The organism is Streptomyces sp. NPDC050263 (assembly GCF_040655955.1).
Taxonomy (GTDB): domain Bacteria; phylum Actinomycetota; class Actinomycetes; order Streptomycetales; family Streptomycetaceae; genus Streptomyces.
Genome location: NZ_JBFAKW010000022.1, coordinates 23,177 through 45,456, shown reverse-complemented (window position 1 = coordinate 45,456; position 22,280 = coordinate 23,177). Strand labels below are relative to the sequence as shown.

At 71.6% G+C, this 22,280-nt stretch carries 20 protein-coding genes and 1 pseudogene; 17 read left to right on the top strand and 4 right to left on the bottom strand.

Annotated features, from left to right (window positions below):
• Positions 1 to 5: 5 nt before the first annotated feature.
• A complete protein-coding gene (locus tag AB0J04_RS13350) occupies positions 6 to 731 on the bottom strand; it encodes an MBL fold metallo-hydrolase (RefSeq protein WP_363168497.1) in 726 nt (241 codons plus the stop codon).
• A gap of 195 nt (positions 732 to 926) precedes the next feature.
• On the opposite strand from AB0J04_RS13350, the gene hrcA reads away from it, so the two are divergent.
• The 9 genes from hrcA (at position 927) to AB0J04_RS13305 (ending at position 11,416) form a co-directional block, all read left to right on the top strand.
• Complete coding sequence (gene hrcA, locus AB0J04_RS13345) at positions 927 to 1,943, top strand: heat-inducible transcriptional repressor HrcA (RefSeq protein ID WP_363168496.1); 1,017 nt, start codon at positions 927 to 929, stop codon at positions 1,941 to 1,943.
• A complete protein-coding gene (dnaJ, locus tag AB0J04_RS13340; protein ID WP_363168495.1) occupies positions 1,944 to 3,080 on the top strand; it encodes a molecular chaperone DnaJ in 1,137 nt (378 codons plus the stop codon).
• A 144-nt stretch (positions 3,081 to 3,224) separates the two neighbouring features.
• Complete coding sequence (locus AB0J04_RS13335) at positions 3,225 to 4,370, top strand: nitronate monooxygenase (RefSeq protein WP_363168494.1); 1,146 nt, start codon at positions 3,225 to 3,227, stop codon at positions 4,368 to 4,370.
• A complete protein-coding gene (locus AB0J04_RS13330; protein WP_363168493.1) occupies positions 4,367 to 5,113 on the top strand; it encodes a 16S rRNA (uracil(1498)-N(3))-methyltransferase in 747 nt (248 codons plus the stop codon). Before AB0J04_RS13335 ends, AB0J04_RS13330 begins: the two co-directional genes overlap by 4 nt.
• A gap of 80 nt (positions 5,114 to 5,193) precedes the next feature.
• On the top strand, positions 5,194 to 5,685 hold the full coding sequence (locus tag AB0J04_RS13325; RefSeq protein ID WP_363168492.1) for a hypothetical protein: 492 nt from the start codon (positions 5,194 to 5,196) through the stop codon (positions 5,683 to 5,685).
• Between the two features lie 45 nt (positions 5,686 to 5,730).
• Positions 5,731 to 8,931, top strand: coding sequence for a S41 family peptidase (locus AB0J04_RS13320; protein ID WP_363168491.1), 3,201 nt, complete (start codon positions 5,731 to 5,733; stop codon positions 8,929 to 8,931).
• A 115-nt stretch (positions 8,932 to 9,046) separates the two neighbouring features.
• The gene (locus tag AB0J04_RS13315; protein WP_363168490.1) at positions 9,047 to 9,400 is read left to right on the top strand and encodes a histidine triad nucleotide-binding protein; all 354 of its coding nucleotides are present in this window, start codon (positions 9,047 to 9,049) and stop codon (positions 9,398 to 9,400) included.
• Between the two features lie 6 nt (positions 9,401 to 9,406).
• Complete coding sequence (locus AB0J04_RS13310; RefSeq protein ID WP_363168489.1) at positions 9,407 to 10,312, top strand: ribonuclease Z; 906 nt, start codon at positions 9,407 to 9,409, stop codon at positions 10,310 to 10,312.
• A gap of 114 nt (positions 10,313 to 10,426) precedes the next feature.
• Positions 10,427 to 11,416, top strand: a complete 990-nt coding sequence (locus AB0J04_RS13305; RefSeq protein ID WP_363168488.1) for an adenosine deaminase — start codon at positions 10,427 to 10,429, stop codon at positions 11,414 to 11,416.
• 16 nt (positions 11,417 to 11,432) lie between these two features.
• On the opposite strand, the pseudogene AB0J04_RS13300 reads toward AB0J04_RS13305, so the two are convergent.
• Both AB0J04_RS13300 and AB0J04_RS13295 read right to left on the bottom strand, forming a co-directional pair.
• A pseudogene (locus AB0J04_RS13300) lies at positions 11,433 to 11,726 on the bottom strand (ABC transporter substrate-binding protein); the annotation flags it as partial.
• Between the two features lie 19 nt (positions 11,727 to 11,745).
• Positions 11,746 to 12,534 (bottom strand): IclR family transcriptional regulator, encoded by a 789-nt coding sequence (locus AB0J04_RS13295; protein WP_363168487.1) that lies wholly within the window; start codon positions 12,532 to 12,534, stop codon positions 11,746 to 11,748.
• 90 nt (positions 12,535 to 12,624) lie between these two features.
• Here AB0J04_RS13295 and AB0J04_RS13290 point away from each other — a divergent pair, with 90 nt between their 5' ends.
• The 7 genes from AB0J04_RS13290 to AB0J04_RS13260 all read left to right on the top strand — a co-directional run bounded on the left by AB0J04_RS13290 (position 12,625) and on the right by AB0J04_RS13260 (position 20,703).
• Entirely contained in the window at positions 12,625 to 13,572 is a 948-nt protein-coding gene (locus AB0J04_RS13290) for a 5-dehydro-4-deoxyglucarate dehydratase (RefSeq protein WP_363168486.1), read from the top strand.
• Positions 13,569 to 14,858 carry a glucarate dehydratase family protein gene (locus AB0J04_RS13285; RefSeq protein WP_363168485.1) on the top strand — a complete coding sequence of 430 codons (1,290 nt, stop codon included), beginning with the start codon at positions 13,569 to 13,571 and terminating at the stop codon, positions 14,856 to 14,858. The genes AB0J04_RS13290 and AB0J04_RS13285 overlap by 4 nt, the downstream gene beginning before the upstream one ends.
• A 223-nt stretch (positions 14,859 to 15,081) precedes the next feature.
• On the top strand, positions 15,082 to 16,215 hold the full coding sequence (locus tag AB0J04_RS13280; protein WP_363168540.1) for a PfkB family carbohydrate kinase: 1,134 nt from the start codon (positions 15,082 to 15,084) through the stop codon (positions 16,213 to 16,215).
• 181 nt (positions 16,216 to 16,396) lie between these two features.
• A complete protein-coding gene (locus tag AB0J04_RS13275; RefSeq protein ID WP_363168484.1) occupies positions 16,397 to 18,535 on the top strand; it encodes a PhoH family protein in 2,139 nt (712 codons plus the stop codon).
• Between the two features lie 13 nt (positions 18,536 to 18,548).
• Entirely contained in the window at positions 18,549 to 19,046 is a 498-nt protein-coding gene (ybeY, locus tag AB0J04_RS13270; RefSeq protein ID WP_363168483.1) for an rRNA maturation RNase YbeY, read from the top strand.
• Entirely contained in the window at positions 19,043 to 20,347 is a 1,305-nt protein-coding gene (locus AB0J04_RS13265) for a hemolysin family protein (RefSeq protein WP_363168482.1), read from the top strand. The genes ybeY and AB0J04_RS13265 overlap by 4 nt, the downstream gene beginning before the upstream one ends.
• Positions 20,344 to 20,703 (top strand): MmcQ/YjbR family DNA-binding protein, encoded by a 360-nt coding sequence (locus AB0J04_RS13260; protein WP_363168481.1) that lies wholly within the window; start codon positions 20,344 to 20,346, stop codon positions 20,701 to 20,703. The genes AB0J04_RS13265 and AB0J04_RS13260 overlap by 4 nt, the downstream gene beginning before the upstream one ends.
• Before the next feature lie 7 nt (positions 20,704 to 20,710).
• On the opposite strand, the gene AB0J04_RS13255 is transcribed toward AB0J04_RS13260, so the two are convergent.
• Positions 20,711 to 21,760, bottom strand: coding sequence for a ferritin-like protein (locus tag AB0J04_RS13255; RefSeq protein WP_363168480.1), 1,050 nt, complete (start codon positions 21,758 to 21,760; stop codon positions 20,711 to 20,713).
• A 139-nt stretch (positions 21,761 to 21,899) separates the two neighbouring features.
• Between AB0J04_RS13255 and AB0J04_RS13250 the strand changes: the two genes are divergently transcribed.
• A complete protein-coding gene (locus AB0J04_RS13250) occupies positions 21,900 to 22,253 on the top strand; it encodes a cytidine deaminase (protein WP_363168479.1) in 354 nt (117 codons plus the stop codon).
• The last annotated feature ends 27 nt before the right edge of the window (positions 22,254 to 22,280 follow it).

The following is a 22,280-nucleotide window of genomic DNA, read 5'->3' as shown; positions in this document are numbered from 1 at the left end:
CGCGATCAGGACGACACGCCGAATCTGGCCGCCAGCGCGTCCCGCTGGGCCCGGACGAACGTCGCGTCCACCACCGCCCCGTGACCCGGCACGTACAGCGCGTCCTCGCCGCCGAGGTCCAGGAGCCGGTCGAGGGCGGCGGGCCAGTGGGAGGGGACGGCGTCCGGGCCCGCCTGCGGTTCGCCGGACTCCTCGACCAGGTCGCCGCAGAAGACCACCTCCGGCGAGCCGGGGGCGGCGGGGACGAGGATCGCGAGGTCGTGGGCGGTGTGGCCCGGGCCCACGTTGGCCAGCAGGACCTGGCGGCCCTCGCCCAGGTCGAGGGTCCACTCGCCGCAGACCAGGTGACGGGGCCGGACCAGCGTGTCCACGGCCTCCGTCGCCGCGGTCTCGGCCAGGCCGCCTCGCACCGCGTCCGCCCGCAGCTCCTCGGCCGACACGGTGTCCACGCCCACCGCCCCGAAGACCTCGGCGCCCGCGAACGCGGCCGCGCCGAAGACATGGTCGAAGTGGGGATGGGTGAGCGCGAGATGGGTCACACGGCCGCCGGTGAGCTCCTCGGCCTGCGCCCGCAGCCGGGCTCCCTCCGCGAGGCTCGACCCGGCGTCGACCATCAGTGCCGCGCCCGCCCCGACGACCAGCCCGGCCGTGCAGTCCCAGCCCGGCAGCCGGCACATTCCGACCCCGGCCGCGACCCGCTCCCACCCGAGCTCTTCCCAAGTCACCGTCATACCGCGACGCTAGCCGTATATCGCCCCCGCCCGACCGACCGCCGTCGGCCGACCTTGCCCCGGGTGTACCCCACAGCCGTACACTGGGCCGGGGAACGCTGGCACTCGGATGTGACGAGTGCCAGGGACAGTGTCAGGGCAGGTGTCAGGACAGGCGCCCAGGGGACTGGGGACGACTTCTGGAGGTGTGCGCGGTTGCTGAGTGAACGCAGGCTCCAGGTGCTGCGCGCCATCGTCCAGGACTACGTCGGCACCGAGGAGCCGGTCGGTTCCAAGGCGCTCACCGAGCGGCACAACCTCGGCGTGTCCCCGGCGACGGTCCGCAACGACATGGCCGCCCTGGAGGACGAGGGGTTCATCGCCCAGCCGCACACCAGTGCCGGGCGGATCCCCACGGACAAGGGCTACCGGCTGTTCGTCGACAAGCTGGCCGGCGTCAAGCCGATGACCGGCCCGGAGCGCCGGGCCATCCAGAACTTCCTCGACGGCGCCGTCGACCTCGACGACGTGGTGGCCCGGACCGTTCGGCTGCTCGCGCAGCTCACCCGGCAGGTCGCGGTCGTGCAGTACCCGTCGCTGACCCGGTCCACCGTGCGGCACGTGGAACTGCTTCTCCTCGCGCCGGCCCGGCTGATGCTCGTGCTGATCACGGACACCGGGCGGGTCGAGCAGCGGCTCGTGGACTGCCCGGCGCCCTTCGGGGAGACGTCTTTGGCGGATCTACGCGCGCGGCTCAACAGCCGGGTCGCGGGCCGCCGGTTCGCGGATGTGCCGCGGCTGGTGGAGGACCTGCCGGAAGCCTTCGAGGCGGAGGACCGCGGCACGGTCACGACGGTGCTCTCCACCCTGCTGGAGACGCTCGTCGAGGAGAACGAGGAGCGGCTGATGATCGGCGGCACCGCCAATCTCACCCGCTTCGGACATGACTTTCCCCTCACCATCCGCCCCGTCCTGGAGGCCCTGGAGGAGCAGGTCGTGCTCCTCAAACTCCTTGGCGAGGCGGGGGATTCGGGCATGACCGTACGCATCGGTCACGAGAACGCCTATGAGGGACTCAACTCCACTTCGGTGGTGTCGGTCGGCTACGGTTCGGGCGGCGAGGCAGTCGCCAAACTCGGCGTGGTCGGACCGACCCGCATGGATTACCCGGGAACGATGGGAGCGGTACGAGCGGTGGCACGGTACGTCGGACAGATCCTGGCGGAGTCCTGAGTGGCCACGGACTACTACGCCGTCCTCGGCGTGCGCCGCGACGCGTCGCAGGAAGAGATCAAGAAGGCCTTCCGGCGGCTCGCGCGCGAGCTGCACCCGGACGTCAACCCGGATCCGAAGACCCAGGAGCGGTTCAAGGAGATCAACGCCGCTTACGAGGTGTTGTCGGACCCGCAGAAGAAGCAGGTCTACGACCTCGGCGGCGACCCGCTGTCCCAGGCGGGCGGCGGAGCCGCGGGCGGCTTCGGGGCCGGTGGCTTCGGCAACTTCTCGGACATCATGGACGCGTTCTTCGGGACGGCGTCGCAGCGCGGGCCGCGTTCGCGCACCCGGCGCGGCCAGGACGCGATGATCCGGCTGGAGGTCGACCTCGAGGAGGCCGCCTTCGGCACGACGAAGGACATCCAGGTCGACACGGCGATCGTCTGCACCACCTGCAGCGGTGAGGGCGCGGCGCCGGGCACGACCGCCCAGACGTGTGACATGTGCCGCGGTCGCGGTGAGGTGTCGCAGGTCACGCGGTCCTTCCTGGGCCAGGTCATGACCTCGCGGCCGTGTCCGCAGTGCCAGGGCTTCGGAACCGTGGTTCCCACGCCCTGCCCGGAGTGCGCCGGTGACGGCCGCGTCCGCTCCCGTCGCACGCTCACGGTGAAGATCCCGGCCGGTGTCGACAACGGCACCCGGATCCAGCTGGCGGGCGAGGGCGAGGTCGGCCCCGGCGGCGGTCCCGCCGGCGACCTGTACGTGGAGATCCACGAGCTGCCGCACGCGATGTTCCAGCGCCGCGGCGACGACCTGCACTGCACGGTCACGCTCCCGATGACGGCGGCCGCGCTCGGCACGAAGGTGCCCCTGGAGACGCTGGACGGTCTGGAGGAGGTCGACATCCGGCCCGGCACCCAGTCCGGCCAGTCGATCCCGCTGCACGGCCGGGGCGTCACGCATCTGCGGGGCGGCGGGCGCGGCGATCTCATCGTGCACGTCGAGGTGCAGACGCCGAGCAAGCTCGATCCCGAGCAGGAGCGGCTGCTGCGCGAGTTCGCGAAGCTGCGCGGCGAGGAGCGGCCCACGGGTCAGTTCCAGCCCGGGCAGCAAGGCTTGTTCTCGCGGCTGAAGGACGCCTTCAACGGGCGCTGAGCCCCGGGCGGAGGCCGCCGCAGGGCGACTGAAAGATGGCCGAAAGACGACCGAAGGGTACGGGCCACCGGCACGCATGCCGGTGGCCTATGCCGTTGGACGGCCGGATTCGGACTTGTTCGGAGGACGTGACAACATGCCGTCATGTCCTCCGCACTGACCGATCTCTTCCCGCATCCGATCGTGCAGGCCCCGATGGCGGGCGGTGTCTCCGTCCCGCAGCTCGTCGCGGCCGTGGCCGAGGCGGGCGGGCTCGGGTTCCTCGCCGCCGGATACAAGACGGCCGACGGCATGTACCAGGAGATCAAGCAACTGCGGAGTCTCACCGGCCGCCCCTTCGGCGTGAACCTCTTCATGCCGCAGCCCGAGTATCCCGGTGCGAGCACCGGCTCCACCGGAGCGGCCAACGCCGCGCCCCCTTCTGGCGCCGTCGAGGTCTACGCCCATCAGCTGGCCGGTGAGGCCGCCTGGTACGAGACCGAGCTCGGCGACCCCGACAGCGGCCGTGACGACGGCTACGACGCCAAGCTCGCCGTGCTGCTCGACAACCCCGTGCCGGTGGTGTCGTTCCACTTCGGCGTCCCGAGCCGCGAGGCGCTGGACTCCCTGCGCCGCGCGGGAACGTTCACCCTGGTCACCGCGACCACCGTCGACGAGGCCCTCGCCGTGGAGCGGGCCGGCGCCGACGCGGTGATCGTGCAGGGCGTCGAGGCCGGCGGCCACCAGGGCACCCACCGGGACAACCCGGAGAACGACCGCGCCGGCATCGGCCTGCTCTCCCTGGTCGCCCAGGTCCGCGCGTCCGTCGGCCTGCCGATCGTCGCCGCGGGCGGCCTCATGCGCGGCAGCCAGATCGCCGCGGTCCTCGCGGCCGGCGCGAGCGCGGCCCAGCTGGGCACCGCGTTCCTCGCCACGCCCGAGTCCGGCGCGCACGCCGTGCACAAGCAGGCGCTGACCAACCCCCTGTTCGTCCGCACCGAGCTGACCCGCGCCTTCTCCGGCCGCCCGGCCCGCGGCCTGGTCAACCGCTTCCTGCGCGAGCACGGGCCGTACGCGCCCGCCGCCTACCCGGAGGTGCACCACCTCACCTCGCCGCTGCGCAAGGCGGCCGCCAAGGCGGGCGACGCGCAGGGCATGGCCCTGTGGGCGGGCCAGGGCCACCGGCTGGCCCGCGAACTGCCCGCCGGGCAGCTGGTGGAGGTCCTGCTGTCCGAACTCGTCGAGGCCCGGACAGCGTTGTCGGAGCTCGCAGTGGACGCTCCGGCGGACCTGGACGGCGGCGACCGATGACCGCGCCCGTCTTCGTCGTGGACGAACTGCCCGCCGGCCGCGCCGAGTTCGTGCTGGACGGTCCCGAGGGCCGGCACGCCGTCTCCGTGAAGCGGCTGCGGGCCGGCGAGGAGGTCGTCCTGACCGACGGCGCCGGACGCTGGGCGCAGGGCGAGGTCGTCGCCGCCGAGGGCAAGGACCGGCTGGTCGTGCGCCTGGCAGAGGTGATCGAGGAGGCCGTCGAAGCGCCCCGGATCACCGTCGTCCAGGCCCTGCCCAAGGGCGACCGGGGTGAGCTGGCCGTCGAGACGATGACCGAGACCGGCGTCGACGCGATCGTGCCGTGGGCGGCCGCGCGCTGCATCACGCAGTGGAAGGGGGAGCGCGGGGCGAAGGCGCTCGCCAAGTGGCGGGCCACCGCCCGCGAGGCCGGCAAGCAGTCCCGCCGGGTGCGCTTCCCCGAGGTCGCCGAGGCCGCGACGAGCAAGCAGGTGGCGGCACTTCTGGCGCGGGCCGACTTCGCCGCCGTCCTGCACGAGGACCGCGACTACCGCAGCGAGCCCCTCGCCCTCGCCCAACTCCCCACCGAGGGCGAGATCGTGGTCGTCGTGGGCCCCGAAGGGGGCGTGTCGCCCGATGAGTTGGCGCTCTTCGAGGAGGCGGGCGCGAAGGCGTACCGGCTCGGGCGGAGCGTCCTGCGCACCTCGACCGCCGGCACGGCGGCCGCGGCCCTGATCCTGGGCAGAACCGGCCGCTGGTCCTGACCTGCCGACCGTGAGCGCGGTCCCGAGCGTGGCCGCATACGGGCTACCGCGCCGCCCGGTCGAGTGGCACGCTGCCCTCCATGGGGGCATTGAGGCGGATTTTGCTTCTCGTGGGCGCCGTCGTGTCGGCGGGGGGCGTGGTGGCCTGTGATCCGGGCGGGCTGAGCAGCATGTCGGTGGCGTACACCACCGACGAGGCGGCGACGGCCGAACTCGGGCGGCGGGACGTGGACGTGCGCTGGCTGACCTGCACGGCCCAGTACAAGGACCCGGACAAGGCGGGGACCGTCGCCTCCGTCGACTGCCGGGGGAAGACCGGCGACGGACGGGACATCACCGTCACCGGCGAGGTCGCCCGGGCGGTCGACGGGGCGTGTGTGCGCGGGGACCTGACCGCCGTCGTGGGGAAGAAACAGGTGTTCCGGGTGACCGGGCTCGGCGACTGCAAGTCCGCGACGCCGTCGCCCGTCAAACCGTCCGGCTCCGCGCAGCCCGGCGCCCGGCCGACGGTCACCGTGACGGTGACGGTCACCGAGACCGTCCGCGATGGCGACAATGGCACAGGTAAGTGATCGAAACCCCTGACCAGCGGGCTCGCCGTTGCATACAGTGATCCGGTGACACAGTCCGCGACGCCTGCTGCGTATCTCAGATTCCCGCACCTGCACGGCGAGTTGGTGGCCTTCGCCGCCGAGGACGACGTGTGGCTCGCGCCCCTCGACGGCGGCCGCGCCTGGCGGGTCAGCGCCGACAACATGCCGGTCTCCCTCCCGCGCATCTCGCCCGACGGCACCACCGTCGCCTGGACCTCCACCCGGGACGGCGCCCCCGAGGTGCACATCGCCCCCGTGGACGGAGGCCCGTCGACCCGGCTGACGTACTGGGGGAGTTGGCAGACCCGGGTGCGCGGCTGGACCCCGGAGGGCCGGGTCCTCGCCGTCAGCACCCACGACCAGGCCACCCTGCGCCGCAGTTGGGCCCGCGCCGTCCCGGTGGACGGCGGACCGCCGACGACCCTGCCGTACGGGCCCGTCGGCGGCGTCGCGTACGGGCCGCACACCGTGCTGCTGTCCGCGCCGATGGGCCGCGAGGCCGCCCACTGGAAGCGCTACCGGGGCGGCACGGCGGGCAAGCTGTGGATCGACCGGGACGGCGACGGCGGGTTCGTCCGGCTGCACCAGGAGCTGGACGGCAACATCGAGTACCCGGTGTGGGCGGGGGACCGGATCGCGTTCCTGTCCGACCACGAGGGCACGGGCGCCCTGTACTCGTCGCTCGCCGACGGCTCCGACCTGCGCCGCCACACACCTCTCGACGGTTTTTACGCCCGGCAGGCCGCCGGTGACGGCACGCGGGTCGTGTACATGTCCGCGGGTGAGCTGTGGCTGCTGGACGATCTGGACGGCGCCGAACCCCGCCGCCTCGACGTCCGCCTCGGCGGCCAGCGCACCGACCGGCGCCCCTACCCGGTGACCGCCGCCCGCTGGCTGGGCGGGGCCGCCCCCGACCACACCGCGCGCGGCAGCGCCGTGGAGGTGCGCGGAGCCGTCCACTGGGTCACCCACCGCGCCGGACCCGCCCGCGCGCTCGCCGCCGAACCCGGCGTCCGGGCCAGGCTGCCGCGCACCTTCCGCACGGAGGGCGAGGAGTGGGCCGTGTGGGTGACGGACGCGGAGGGCGAGGACGCGCTGGAGTTCGCCCCGGCCACCGGTCCGGTCCCCGGCGCCACCCCGCGCCGGCTCGCCGCCGGACGGCTCGGGCGGGTCCTGGAGCTCGCCATGGCGCCCGACGGCAGCCGCGCCGCCGTCGCGGCGCACGACGGACGGCTGCTGCTCGTCGAGCGGGAGACCGGAGAGGTCCGCGAGGTCGACAGCAGCCCCGACGGCGAGGTGTGCGACCTGGTCTTCTCGCCGGACTCGGCATGGCTGGCCTGGTCGCACCCCGGGCCGCGCCCGCTCAGCCAGCTCAAGCTCGCAGGCGTCACCGACCTGTCGGTCACCGAGGCGACCCCGCTGCGCTTCCGCGACTACGCGCCCACGTTCACCCTCGACGGCAAGCACCTCGCGTTCCTCTCCACCCGCGCCTTCGACCCGGTCTACGACCAGCACGCCTTCGACCTCTCCTTCGTGGCCGGCGCCCGCCCGCACCTCATCACCCTCGCGGCGACGACGCCGTCCCCCTTCGGCCCGCAGCGGCACGGCAAGCCGTTCGAGGCGCCGGAGAAGGAGGAGACGCCCGACAGCGAGGGCACCCCGACCACCCGGATCGACCTGGAGGGCCTCGCCGACCGGATAGTGCCCTTCCCCGTCGAGGCCGGCCGCTACTCCGGGCTGGCCGCGGCGAAGGACGGCGTGCTGTGGCTGCGGCACCCCGTGCGCGGTGTCCTCGGCGCCTCCCGCGCCACCCCGGACGACCCCGATCCCGACACCGAGCTGGAGCGCTACGACCTCGCCCAGCAGCGCCTCGAACACCTCTGCGCCGACGCCGACGGCTTCGAGGTCAGCGGCGACGGCAAACGGCTGCTGCTGTGGACCGACGGCAAGCTCAAGGTCGTCCCCAGCGACCGGCGCGCCTCCGGCGACGAGGACAGCGACAGCAACATCACCGTCGACCTCAGCCGGATCCGCCGCATCGTCGACCCGGCCGCGGAGTGGCGGCAGATGTACGACGAGACCGGCCGGATCATGCGGGACAACTTCTGGCGGCCGGATCTCGGCGGCGTCGACTGGGACGGCGTCCTCGACCGCTACCGGCCCGTGCTCGATCGGGTCGCGACCCACGACGACCTCGTCGACCTGCTGTGGGAGGTGCACGGCGAACTCGGCACCTCGCACGCCTACGTCATGCCGCGCGGCGGCCGGGGCGGCGCCCGGCAGGGGCTGCTGGGCGCGGACGTCTCCCGTCATGAGGACGGCAGTTGGCGCATCGACCGCGTGCTGCCCTCGGAGACCTCCGACCCCGACGCCCGCTCCCCGCTCGCCGCACCGGGCGTCGCGGTGCGCGCGGGGGACGCGGTCGTCGCCGTCGGCGGCCAGCCGGTGGACCCGGTCACCGGGCCCGGACCGCTGCTCGTCGGGACGGCGGGCAAGGTCGTCGAGCTGACGATCTCGCCGTCCGGCGGGGGCGAGCCGAGACACGCGGTGGTCGTCCCGGTCGCGGACGAGGAGGCGCTGCGCTACCACGCGTGGGTCGCGGACCGGCGGGCGTATGTGCACGAGGCGTCGGGCGGGCGGCTGGGGTATCTGCACGTGCCCGACATGCAGGCGCCGGGGTGGGCACAGATCCACCGTGACCTGCGGGTCGAGGTGGCGCGGGAGGGGCTGATCGTGGACGTCCGGGAGAACCGCGGCGGCCACACCTCGCAACTGGTCGTCGAGAAGCTCGCGCGGCGGATCGTCGGATGGGACGTGCCGCGCGGGATGCGGGCGTCCAGCTATCCGGAGGACGCGCCCCGGGGGCCGGTCGTCGCCGTCGCCAACGAGTTCTCCGGGTCGGACGGGGACATCGTCAACGCGGCGATCAAGGCGCTCGGGATCGGGCCGGTGGTCGGCACCCGCACGTGGGGCGGGACGATCGGGATCGACAGCCGGTACCGGTTGGTCGACGGAACGCTGATCACACAGCCCAAGTACGCGATCTGGCTGGAGGGTTACGGCTGGGGCGTCGAGAACCACGGCGTCGACCCGGACGTCGAGGTGGTCTGCGCTCCGCAGGACTACGCGGCGCAGCGGGACGTGCAACTGGACGAGGCGGTACGCCTGGCGCTGGCGGCCCTGGAGGAGCGACCGGCGAAAACGCCGCCCGGCATGCCCACCTGAGGGGCGCGGGGCTGTATCGGTATGCGGCTCCGCCGCGGGGTGCGATCAACCACGAGTGACCCGCACCCGACGGCGATACGATGCGCACACTCACCCGCACTACCGAGGGGACCGAATGGCAGGGGAACCGCAGGACGACTGTCTGTTCTGCAAGATCGCCGAGGGGCACATTCCCGCGACGATCGTCCGTGAGACGGAGACGACCGTCGCGTTCCGGGACATCAACCCCCAGGCGCCCACCCACGTCCTGGTGATCCCGAAGGCGCACTACCCGACCGCCGCCGATCTCGCCGCCGCCGAGCCGACCATCGCCGCGGACGTCCTGCGCGAGGCCCAGACCGTCGCCGACGAGGACAAGCTGGAGAGCTACCGCATCGTCTTCAACACCGGCGCCGGCGCGGGCCAGACCGTGTTCCACGCGCACGCGCACGTCCTCGGCGGCCGCGGTCTGCACTGGCCCCCCGGATAGGTCGCCGTGTCCGTACGCGAACTCGTGGTCCTCGGCACCGCCAGCCAGGTCCCCACCCGGCACCGCAACCACAACGGCTACCTGCTGAGGTGGGACAGCGAGGGCATCCTCTTCGATCCCGGCGAGGGCACCCAGCGCCAGATGCTGCGCGCCGGGGTCGCCGCGCACGACCTCGACCGGATCTGCGTCACCCACTTCCACGGCGACCACTCCCTCGGCCTCGCCGGCGTCATCCAGCGCATCAACCTGGACCAGGTCCCGCACCCGGTCACCGCGCACTACCCGCGTTCCGGGCAGCGGTTCTTCGAGCGGCTGCGCTACTCCACCGCCTACCGCGAGACCGTCGGCATCACCGAGGCCCCGGTCGACGCGGACGGACTCCTCGCCACCACCCCTTCCTACCGCCTCGAAGCCGCCAGGCTCTCGCACCCGGTCGAGTCCTACGGCTACCGGATCGTCGAGCCCGACGGCCGCCGCATGCTGCCCGAGCGGCTCGCCGAGCACGGCATCAAGGGGCCGGACGTCGGCCGGCTCCAGCGGGAGGGCTCCCTCGGCGACGTCTGTCTCGACGACGTCAGCGAGGTGCGCCGCGGACAGCGGTTCGCGTTCGTCATGGACACCCGGCTCTGCGCGGGCGTGCACACGCTCGCCGACGGCGCCGACATGCTCGTCATCGAGTCGACCTTCCTCGACGAGGACGAACAACTCGCCGTCGACCACGGACATCTGACGGCAGGTCAGGCTGCTCGGGTCGCGCGTGACGGCGGCGTGCGGCACCTCGTCCTCACCCACTTCAGCCAGCGTTACACGGATCCCGACGAATTCGAGCGGCAGGCTCGGGCGGCCGGGTTCGACGGCGAGCTGACCGTGGCGCACGACCTGCTGCGAGTGCCGGTTCCGAAACGCCGATAGTGCACCGTTCCGGGGACGAGCCCCGGACCCCCAGCAGAAAAGCAGGTCAGCGGGGGTGATCGGCGCAGACATCGCAAGGCGGAATCCGAGCGGGAGCAGCCGTACGATGCCTTGATGTCCCTCCCCAAAGCTGAACTGCACCTGCACATCGAAGGCACCCTGGAGCCGGAGCTGGCCTTCGAGCTCGCCGCCCGCAACGGGGTGGCGCTGCCCTACGCCGGCACGGAAGCGCTCCGCAAGGCATACGCCTTCGACGACCTGCAGTCCTTCCTGAACCTGTACTACGAGCTGATGGCGGTCCTGCGCACCGAGCGGGACTTCGAGGACCTCGCCGACGCCTACCTGGCCCGCGCCGCCGCGCAGGGCGTGCGGCACGCGGAGATCTTCTTCGACCCGCAGGCCCACCTCGCCCGGGGCGTGGACATGGGCACCGTGGTCGAGGGGCTGTGGCGGGCGCTGGGCAGGAGCGAGGCCGACCACGGCATCTCCACCCGCCTCATCCTCTGCTTCCTGCGCGACGAATCCGCCGAGTCCGAGCTCGAGACGCTGGAGGCCGCCAAGCCCTACCTCGACCGGATCACCGGCGTCGGCCTGGACTCCGCGGAGGTCGGGCACCCGCCGGTGAAGTTCCGCGAGGTGTACGAGGCCGCGGCCGCGCTCGGGCTGCGGCGGGTCGCGCACGCCGGTGAGGAGGGACCGCCGGAGTACATCACGCAGGCCCTCGACGTCCTCGGCGTGGAGCGCGTCGACCACGGGCTGCGGTGCATGGAGGACCCGGCGCTGGTCGAGCGGCTGGTGCGGGAGCGGATCCCGCTGACGCTGTGCCCGCTGTCCAACGTACGGCTGCGGACCGTCGACGTCCTCGCCGACCACCCGCTGCCCGCGATGCTCGACGCCGGGCTGCTGTGCACGGTCAACTCCGACGACCCCGCCTACTTCGGCGGCTACGCGGGCGACAACTTCGACGCCGTGCGCACCGCCCTCGGACTGACCGAGGAGCGGCTGCGCGAACTGGCCCGCAACTCCTTCGTCGCCTCCTTCCTGGAGGACGACGAGGAGCGGCGGTCCCGGTATCTCGCCGAGGTCGACGCCTACACCTTCTGAGCCCGCCGGTCGGGGGTCAGGCCTGGTGGATCCGGTCCACCAGGATGTCGATGACGAGGGGCGTGCGCGGGCCGAAGCTCAGCAGCACGCCGTCCTCCAGGTCGACGACCCTGCGGTTCAGGCCCGCCGGGGTCTGGGCGATGCCGGGGATCTGGAGGAGGCCGTCGAGGCCGCCGACCGAGTCCAGGCCCTTGGTCGTCATCAGGATGACGTCCGGCTGGGTCTGGGCGAGGGCCTCGGTGGTGATGGGGGTGAAGGGCTTGTCCAGTCCGGCTTCCGTGCCCGCGTCCACCGCGCCCGCCGCCGGCAGGGAGTCGTAGGCCGTGCCTCTAACGCCAGTTCACGGCCCCGCCCGCACCCGTCGCCGACGCCGTCGCCTCGATCTTCGCCCTGGCCTCCCGCATCACCGCCACGATCCGCTCCTCGTGCGACGGCGTCAGCCGCGCCACCGGCACCGAGCAGCTGATCGCGTCCTGCGCGGGAGTGTCGTAACGCAGTGCGAAGCCGAAGCCGACGATGCCGGTCACGCCCTCCTCGCGGTCCACGGAGTACCCCCGCGCCCGCACCTCGGCGAGGTCGGCGAGCAGCGCCTCCCGGGTGGTGTGCGATCTGGGGGTCAGCGCCTCGTACGGGCCCTCCGGCAGTTCCTCGTCCGGCCGCTCCGCCAGCAGCGCCTTGCCGAGCGCGCCGACGTGTGCCGGCAGTCGTCGCCCGACCCGGCTGATCGTGCGCAGGTATTCGTGCGACTCGCGCGTGGCCAGATACGCCACGCCCCGGCCGTCCAGTCGCCCGAGGTGGATGGTCTCGCCCAGGGCCTCGGAGGCCTCGTCGAGACAGGGCCGCACCAGCCGGACGCGCGGGTCGGAGTCGAGGTAGCCGGTGCCGGTCAGCAGGGCGTGGATGCCGATGCCGTAGAGCGAGCCGGTGATGTCCGTGCGGACCCAGCCCCGGTCGATCAGGGTCTGCAACAGCGCGTACATCGAGCTGCGCGGCACGCCGAGCTCGTCCGCCAGCTCCTGTAGTCGGGCCGGCCGGTCGCCCCGCGCGGCGAGCAGTTCGAGCAGTTCGACCGTGCGCGCGGCCGACTTCACTTCCCGGACGCCTCCTGTCTCTGACATGCGCTGAGCGTAGCCATTGACGACGGCGGTTCGCATATCTAACCTTCATCTTCATACGTGGATAACATCTACATGGGGAGATGGCTGAGAGTGAGCCTCGACAGGGACACGGTCCGACGCCTGCGGGAGGGCATGGCACAAGGCGTGCTCTCGTTCCCGCTCACGAGCTTCCACGCCGACGGCTCCCTCGACCCCGACGGCTTCCGCGCACACGTCGCGGCCCAGATCGCCACCGCCCCCGGCGCCGTCTTCCCCGCCTGCGGGACCGGCGAGTTCTTCTCCCTGGACGAGGACGAGTACCGCCGGGTCGTGACCATCGCCGTCGAGGAGGCGGCCGGCCGCCTCCCCGTCGTCGCCGGCATCGGCTACGGCTGGGCGCAGGCCGCCCGCTTCGCCCGCATCGCGGAGGAGGCCGGCGCCGACGCGCTCCTCGTCCTCCCGCACTACCTGGTCGCCGCCCCGCAGGACGGCCTGGTCGCCCAGCTGGAGCACATCGCGGAGCGCACCCGGCTCCCGCTCATCGCCTACCAGCGCGGCCAGGTCGCCTTCACCGCAGCCTCGTTGCGGCGCATCGCGGCCATCCCGACCGTCATCGGCCTCAAGGACGGCCACAGCGACCTCGACCGCCTCCAGCGCCTCACGCTCGCCGCCCCCGAGGGCTTCCTGTTCTTCAACGGCGCCGCCACCGCCGAGATCCAGGCGCGCGCCTACGCGACCGTCGGCGTCCCCGCCTACTCCTCCGCCGTCCACGCCTTCGCCCCGGAGATCGCGAACGCCTTCTTCACCGCGCTGAAGGACGGCCGCGACGGCGGCGACGGCACGGTCGAGAAGCTGCTGCGCGATTTCTACGTCCCGCTCGTCGAACTCCGCGACCGCGTCCCCGGCTACGCCGTGTCGCTGGTCAAGGCGGCGGCCCGGCTGCGCGGCCGCCCGGTCGGACCCGTGCGCGCCCCGCTCACCGACCCGTCGGACGCCGACCTCGCCCAGCTGAAAGCCCTGCTCACCACCGGCCTCGACCTCGTAGGAGCCGCCCTGTGAACCTCACGATCGCCGAAGTCCGCCTGACCCCGATCCTGGTCGCCGACCCGCCCCTGCTCAACACCCAGGGCGTGCACCAGCCGTACACCCCCCGACTGATCGTGGAGGTGGTGACCGCCGACGGCGTCACGGGCCTCGGCGAGACGTACGGCGACACCAAGTACCTCGAACTGGCCCGCCCCTTCGCCGACAAGCTGACCGGTCGTCAGGTCAGCGACCTGAACGGGCTGTTCACGATCGCCGACGAGGTGGCCGTCGACAGCTCCCGGATCTCAGGCCAGGTGGACGTCGGCGGACTGCGCGGCGTCCAGACCGCCGACAAGCTGCGGCTGTCCGTCGTCTCCGCCTTCGAGGTCGCCTGCCTCGACGCCCTCGGCAAGGCGCTCGGCCTGCCCGTGCACGCGCTGCTCGGCGGCAAGGTCCGCGACGCCGTCGAGTACAGCGCCTACCTCTTCTACAAGTGGGCCGACCACCCCGAGGGCGTGGTCGGCGAGAAGGACGACTGGGGTGCCGCGATCGACCCGGCCGGGGTCGTCGAGCAGGCGCGGCTCTTCAAGGAGCGGTACGGCTTCACTTCGTTCAAGCTCAAGGGCGGGGTCTTCCCGCCGGACGAGGAGATCGCCGCGATCCGGGCGCTCGCCGAGGCCTTCCCCGGGCATCCGCTGCGGCTCGACCCCAACGGGGCCTGGAGCGTGGCGACTTCGCTGAAGGTCGCCGAGGAGATCGGGGACGTCCTGGAGTACCTGGAGGACCCCGCGCTCGGTACGCCCGCGATGGCCGAGGTCTCCGCGCGGACCGGGGTGCCGCTGGCCACCAACATGTGCGTGACCACGTTCGCCGAGATCAAGGAGGCGTTCACGCGGGACGCCGTCCAGGTCGTCCTCTCCGACCACCACTACTGGGGCGGGCTGCGCAACACGCAGCAACTCGCCGCGATCTGCCGGACGTTCGGCGTCGCGATCTCCATGCACTCCAACACCCATCTGGGCATCTCGCTGGCCGCGATGACCCATGTGGCGTCCACCGTCCCGGACCTCCACCACGCCTGCGACTCCCACTACCCCTGGCAGTCGGAGGACGTCCTCACCGAACGGCTGACCTTCGACGACGGCAAGGTCACCGTCTCGGACGCGCCGGGCCTCGGCGTCGAACTCGACCACGACAGACTCGCGGTCCTGCACCGACGCTGGCTCGAAGACGACGGCGCCCTCCGCGAACGCGACGACGCGGCGGCGATGCGCGTCGCCGACCCTGACTGGGTCACCCCGGCCGTGCCGCGCTGGTAGCCGCGCTTCACTCTCCAGGGGGAGGTCGCGGCGGCTGAGCGCCCCGGTGTGCGTGTGACGCACGGCGGGCTGTCGGTGGCGTGGTGCACACTGGCCAGATCGGCACCACGTCAGGGAGCGCACCGTGACCGCGTCCAACGCGTCCACCGGAGAGGGACGCCACCGCCAGCCCGCCGGGGCCGGCCAGACGAGCCAGGCCGGGAAGGCCGGCCAGAGTCTCCGGATCCGGCAGGCCGCAGCCCGGGTGGACGCCCGGGCCGCCGCCTGGGTCGACCCCCTGGCCGCCTGCCGCACCCCAGACGATCCGCCGTGGGACGTCTACCTCACCGGCACCGTCTTCCTCGACATCATCTTCACCGGGCTCGACTCCGCCCCCGTGCGCGGGACCGAGTCCTGGGCGCGCGGCATGGGGTCGAGCCCCGGCGGCGTCGCCAACATGGCCACCGCCCTGGCCCGCCTGGGCCTGCGCACCTCCCTCGCGGCGGCCTTCGGCGACGACCACTACGGCGAGTACTGCTGGGACGCCCTCGAACAGGGCGAGGGCATCGACCTCAGCACCTCCCGCTCGGTCCCCGGCTGGCACTCCCCGGTCACCGTCTCCATGGCCTACGAGGGAGAGCGGACGATGGTCTCCCACGGGCACGAACCACCCCCCGAGGCCGCGCTCGTCCCGGACGGGGCCCCCGACAGCCCGCCGCCCGCCCGCGCCGCCGTCGCCTCCCTCACCCCCGGCAGGCGCGCCCCCTGGATCGAGCAGGCCGCCCGCCGCGGCACCCGCATCTTCGCCGACGTCGGCTGGGACGACACCGGCGCCTGGGACCTGGCCGGCCTCGCCGACCTGGAGCACTGCGAGGCCTTCCTGCCCAACGCGGAGGAGGCCATGAACTACACCGGCGCGACCTGCCCCCGGGCCGCCGCCCACGCCCTCACCGAACACGTGCCGCTCGCGGTCGTGACGCTCGGTGCGGAGGGCGCGTACGCGGTGGACCGGGCGACGGGCGAGAGCGCCGAGGTCCCGGCCATCGCCGTCGAGGCCCTCGACCCCACCGGCGCCGGGGACGTCTTCGTGGCCGGCTTCGTCACCGGCACCCTGGCCGGCTGGCCGCTCGCCGACCGCCTCGCCTTCGCCGGCCTCACGGCAGCCCTCTCCGTCCAGGAGTTCGGCGGCTCGCTCTCCGCCCCCGGCTGGTGCGAGCTCGCGGCCTGGTGGCGCAGGGTCCAGTCGGTCGAGGGCCAGGACCCCGAGGCGCTGCGCCGGTACGCGTTCCTGGAAGGACTGGTCCCGGCGGCCGAGGAGGCCACCCCGTGGCCGCTGCGCAGAGCGGTCCCGACGATCGGTTTCGGCCGCTCGGCATAGCCGCACGGGCACGCACGGCATAGCCGTACGGGCACGCACGGCACGGGCAAAAGCCCCACGGTGGCACGGGGGAAAAGCCCTACGGCGTTGTCAGTGCCCTGGCGTACCCTTGAACTCGCCAGGCCGCCCTCGTGGCAGGCGAGACGCATCCGGGAGGACGTAGAGGCCCTCGGGCCGGCCTATGACTCAGACACCCACAGCTCACACGCCCGCGCAGGGCAAGGCGAGAGCACAGTTCACCGTTCCCGCCCAGCACCCCATGGTGACCGTGCTGGGATCCGGAGACTCCCTCCTGCGCGTGATAGAGACGGCCTTCCCGGCGGCTGACATCCACGTCCGGGGAAATGAGATCAGCGCAGTCGGCGAACCACGGGAAGTCGCCCTCATCCAGCGCCTGTTCGACGAGATGATGCTGGTGCTCCGCACCGGGCAGCCGATGACGGAGGACGCAGTGGAACGCTCGATCGCCATGCTGCGAGCGAGCGAGAACGGGACGAGCGACGGCCAGGAGACCCCGGCCGAAGTGCTCACACAGAACATCCTGTCCTCGCGAGGCCGCACGATCCGCCCCAAGACCCTCAACCAGAAGCGGTACGTCGACGCGATCGACAAGCACACGATCGTCTTCGGCATCGGTCCCGCGGGCACCGGCAAGACCTACCTGGCCATGGCCAAGGCGGTCCAGGCCCTCCAGTCCAAGCAGGTCACCCGCATCATCCTGACCCGCCCCGCGGTGGAGGCCGGCGAACGCCTCGGCTTCCTCCCCGGCACCCTCTACGAAAAGATCGACCCGTACCTGCGCCCCCTGTACGACGCCCTGCACGACATGCTCGACCCGGACTCGATCCCGAAGCTGATGGCCTCGGGCACGATCGAGGTCGCGCCGCTGGCGTATATGAGGGGTAGGGCCCACCCGACCTTCACCAATGTCCTTACACCCGACGGTTGGCGGCCCATCGGTGGTCTTCAGGTCGGTGACCTGGTCATCGGCTCGAACGGCGAGCCGACCCCGGTCCTCGGCGTTTACCCGCAGGGTGAGAAGGACATCTACCGCGTCACGGCCCAGGACGGTTCCTGGACTCTGTGCTGCGGCGAGCACCTGTGGACGGTCAGGACGCGAGACGACAAGCGTCGCGACAAGCCGTGGCGGGTCCTGGAGACCCGGGAGATGATCGGCAACCTGCGCGCGGCCCACGCACGCCGGTATGAGCTGCCGATGCTCACGGCGCCGGTGTGCTTCCCCGAGCGTGAGGTCCCCATGGACCCGTACGCGCTGGGGCTGCTGCTGGGCGACGGGTGCCTCACCGGTTCCACGACACCGTCCTTCGCGACGGAGGACCCGGAGCTGGCCCAAGCGCTGGAAGGCGCGCTTCCCGGCGTCGCGGTGCGCCACAAGAGCGGACCCGACTACGTCCTCAACCGGATCAAGTCCCCGGGTGACGTGGTCACCTTGGAGAACCCCGTCACGCGGGTCCTGCGCGAACTGGACCTGCTGCGCACCCGCTCGCACACCAAGTTCGTCCCCGACGACTACCTGTACAACGCGGCCGAAGTGCGACTGGCCGTCCTTCAGGGGCTGCTCGACTCCGACGGTGGTCCCGTCACGCAGAAGGACCGCACCTGCCGGATCCAGTACACGACGACGTCGATGCTGCTACGCGACGACGTGATCGCGCTCGTGCAGTCGCTGGGCGGAGTCGCGTACACCCGCCGCAGGCCGGCCGAGGGCCGCGAACCGAGCCTTGCGAACGGCCGGGAAGTCGCGCACCGCCGCGACGCCCACATCGTCGACATCCGTCTCCCCGAAGGCATCGAGCCCTTCCGTCTCGCCCGCAAGCGCGACAAGTACCTCGCGGCCGGAGGCGGCGGACGCCCGATGCGGTTCATCGACTCGATCGAGCCGGCCGGCCGGGAGGAGACCGTCTGCATCCAGGTGGCTGCCGAGGACTCCCTCTACGTCACCACGGACTACCTGCTGACGCACAACACGCTCAATGACGCCTTCATCATTCTGGACGAGGCTCAGAACACCTCGCCCGAGCAGATGAAGATGTTCCTGACGCGGCTCGGGTTCGAGTCGAAGATCGTGATCACGGGTGACGTGACGCAGGTGGACCTGCCGAACGGGACCAAGTCGGGGCTGCGGCAGGTGCAGGAGATCCTGGAGGGGCTGGACGACGTCCACTTCTCGCGGTTGTCGTCCCAGGATGTCGTCCGGCACAAGCTGGTCGGCCGTATCGTCGACGCGTACGAGAAGTACGACAGCGAGAACGGTACGGAGAACGGCACCCACAAGGGCGGCCGGAACAAGCGGAAGTAGACAAGCCAGCACCATGTCGATCGACGTCAACAACGAGTCCGGAACCGAGGTCGACGAGCAGGCGATCCTCGACATCGCCCGCTACGCGCTCGCGCGGATGCGCATCCACCCGCTCTCCGAGCTCTCGGTGATCGTCGTGGACGCCGACGCCATGGAGCAGCTGCACATCCAGTGGATGGATCTGCCGGGGCCGACCGATGTCATGTCCTTCCCGATGGACGAGCTGAGGCCGCCGTCGAAGGACGACGAAGAGCCTCCGCAGGGGCTGCTCGGCGACATCGTGCTGTGTCCGGAGGTCGCCGAGCGGCAGGGCAAGGAAGCGCCCACGCAGCACTCCATGGACGAGGAGCTTCAACTGCTCACCGTCCACGGGGTGCTGCACCTGCTCGGGTACGACCACGAGGAGGCCGACGAGAAGGCCGAGATGTTCGGCCTGCAGGCGGCCATCGTGGACGGATGGCGGGGTGAGAAGGGCATGACCGGGCCTTCGCCGGCACCGACCGTGTCATGAGCATCACCCTCGTCTCCGGTGCGATCGCCCTGGTCGTCGTCGCCTGGCTCGCCGCCTGTGCGGAGGCGGGCCTCGCGCGCGTCTCCAGCTTCCGCGCCGAGGAGGCCGTGCGGTCCGGCCGGCGCGGCAGCGCCAAGCTCGCGCAGATCGCCGCCGACCCGACCCGCTATCTCAACGTGGCGCTGCTGGTCCGCGTCGCCTGCGAGATGGCGGCCGCCGCGCTGGTCACCTACGCCTGTCTGAAGGAGATCGACGGCACGACCCCGGCGCTGTTCGCCGCGATCGGCGTGATGGTCCTGGTGTCGTATGTCGCCGTGGGCGTCTCCCCGCGCACCATCGGCCGCCAGCATCCGCTGAACACGGCGACGGCGGCCGCGTACGTGCTGCTGCCGCTGGCCCGGATCATGGGCCCGATCCCCTCGCTGCTGATCCTCATCGGCAACGCGCTCACGCCCGGCAAGGGCTTCCGCCGCGGCCCCTTCGCCTCCGAGGCGGAGCTGCGCGCGCTGGTCGACCTCGCCGAGAAGGAGTCGCTGATCGAGGACGACGAGCGCCGCATGGTGCACTCGGTCTTCGAGCTGGGCGACACCCTCGTACGGGAGGTCATGGTCCCGCGGACCGATCTGGTGGTGATCGAGCGGTACAAGACCATCCGGCAGGCGCTCACCCTCGCCCTGCGCTCCGGTTTCTCCCGCATACCCGTGAGCGGGGAGAGCGAGGACGACATCGTGGGGATCGTGTATCTGAAGGACCTGGTCCGCAAGACGCACATCAGTCGTGATGCGGAGAGCGAGCTGGTGTCGACGGCGATGCGGCCCGCCGCGTTCGTCCCGGACACCAAGAACGCCGGTGACCTGCTGCGCGAGATGCAGCAGGAGCGCAACCACGTCGCCGTCGTGATCGACGAGTACGGCGGCACGGCCGGCATCGTCACCATCGAGGACATCCTCGAGGAGATCGTCGGCGAGATCACCGACGAGTACGACCGTGAGCTGCCGCCCGTGGAGGAGCTCGGCGACGACCGGTACCGGGTCACCGCCCGCCTCGACATCACCGACCTCGGCGAGCTGTACGGGCTGGAGGAGTACGACGACGAGGACGTGGAGACCGTCGGCGGGCTGCTCGCCAAGGCGCTGGGCCGGGTGCCGATCGCGGGGGCGTCGTCCGAGGTCGAACTGCCCGACGGGCGCAAGCTGCGGCTGACGGCGGAGGCCGCGGCCGGCCGCCGGAACAAGATCGTGACGGTGCTGGTGGAGCCGGTGGACCCGGCCGACCCGCCGAGGGAGGACGGGTCCGAGTGACGTCCGAGGAGCTGCGCGCGTTCTGCCTGTCGTTCAACGCGGCCGAGGAGGACTTCCCGTTCCGGCCGGAGATCTCGGTCTTCAAGGTCCTGGGGAAGGTGTTCGCGCTGAGCTGGCTGGACGACCGGCCGCTGAAGGTCAACCTCAAGTGCGACCCGGACGACGCGGTGCGGCTGCGCGCCGAGCACCCGGGGCTGATCGCCCCCGGCTATCACATGAACAAGCGGCACTGGAACACGGTGACCGTCGAGGGCGAGCTCCCCGACCGCCTGGTCAGGGAGCTCGTCGAGGACTCGTACGACCTGGTCGTCGCCGGCCTGCCGAGGGCCGAGCGACTGCGACTCGACCGGGCCTGACTCCGGCTCAGCCCTGGTCGTCGCCGGGGAAGCGGATGAGGAACTCGGGGCCGTAGCGGTGGCTGTCGTCGCCGGGCAGGGGCTCGTTCATCAACGCGTGGGCGCGCGACTTCAGGCCGAACATCGCACCGACGGAACGGCCGAGCGCGGCGTCGTCTCCGTTGTGCCATGCCTGTTCCAGGTGGCCGAGCATCTCGGTGTACTTCTCGTTGAACGCGTTGAGGAGCTTCTGCACGTTCGCCGAAGGGTCGGGCCAGCGCTCGGTCTTGAGCCTGCCCATGGGGCGCGTCTCGGGGAAGGGAACCGGCTCGCCGATCCAGTCGAACGGCATGGGCCCGGTGGGCGAGGGGGCCAGCCTCCGCCCCTTCCAGATCTCCCCGAAGCTGTAGTAGTGGGCCAGCGGGCCCAGGCCTTTCCCGTCCTTGGGGAGGGTGGGGTCTTCGGGCCCGTGGCCGGTGCCCTCGCCCTGTTCCTTGATCACGTCGATCGCCTTCACGATGTCGGCGACGTTCGAGAACACCGGCAGCATGTTGTCGCCGATCTGCTTCGCCAGCTGATGGCCCGCGACGATGGCCGGGTTGACCGTCTTGAACGCCTCCCGCAGCGCGTCGTAGAACTTGCCGATCGTGACCCACTCCTCGTAGAGGGGCGCGAGCGGGTTTTCGGGCATCTCAATTTCCATGAACACGTCACGGACGTACTGCTGGGTGAGCCCCTGGAGGTACACGTCGATCTGGGGCCGGACGTTGCCCGGCAGCTTGCCCGGGTACATGGGGGCCGCGGCGATGATGTACGGCGTTCCGCCGATCGCGGACATCATGTTGCACACCATGCCCATGTGGAACATCTCGTCGTGGACGATGTTCGTGATCAGCCTCTCGGCCTCGGAGTCCTCGGTCTTGATGGACCACATGCCGCACAGGTAGGGCGGCAGCGTCGCCAGTTCCAGGGCGATGGCGGACTGCAGGCCGGCCTCGATCCAGGCCAGGTCGCGCTTGGGGTGTGGGGTCTCCATCAGCTGGGCGATCGGCATCGGCTTGGCGGCGATGGTGGCCACGGCGGCTCCCGTTCGTTTCGGGGAAGGGGCGGGCGAGACCTGTGTGATCCTCCTCGGGGATATAGGCGAGTAAAAGAGGACGTATGGGTGAAAAATTCACTGGCTTATTCGCCCGTTCCTTTTTTCGTATGCTCGGGGAATGACCGACAGCAACGCGCTCGACCCCGAGGACCGCAAGATCGTCACCCTGGCCCGTTCCGCGCGGGCTCGCAACGGTGTGCCCGAGGGGGCTGCCGTGCGGGACGAGACGGGCCGTACCTATGTCGCCGTGACGGTGGATCTGCCGTCGCTGCACCTGAGCGCGTTGCAGACGGCGGTGGCGATGGCGGTGGCTTCCGGGGCGGAGTCGCTCGAGGCGGCGGCCGTCGTGACCTCGGCGGAGGCGGTTCGCGAGGGTGATCTGAGCGTCGTACGGGATCTGGGGGGCGCGGGGACTCCCGTGCACGTCGCTTCGCTGGACGGGACTGTACGACTCACCGTTTCCACCGGCTGACGCACCAGACGGGCTCCGCCTCCCTGA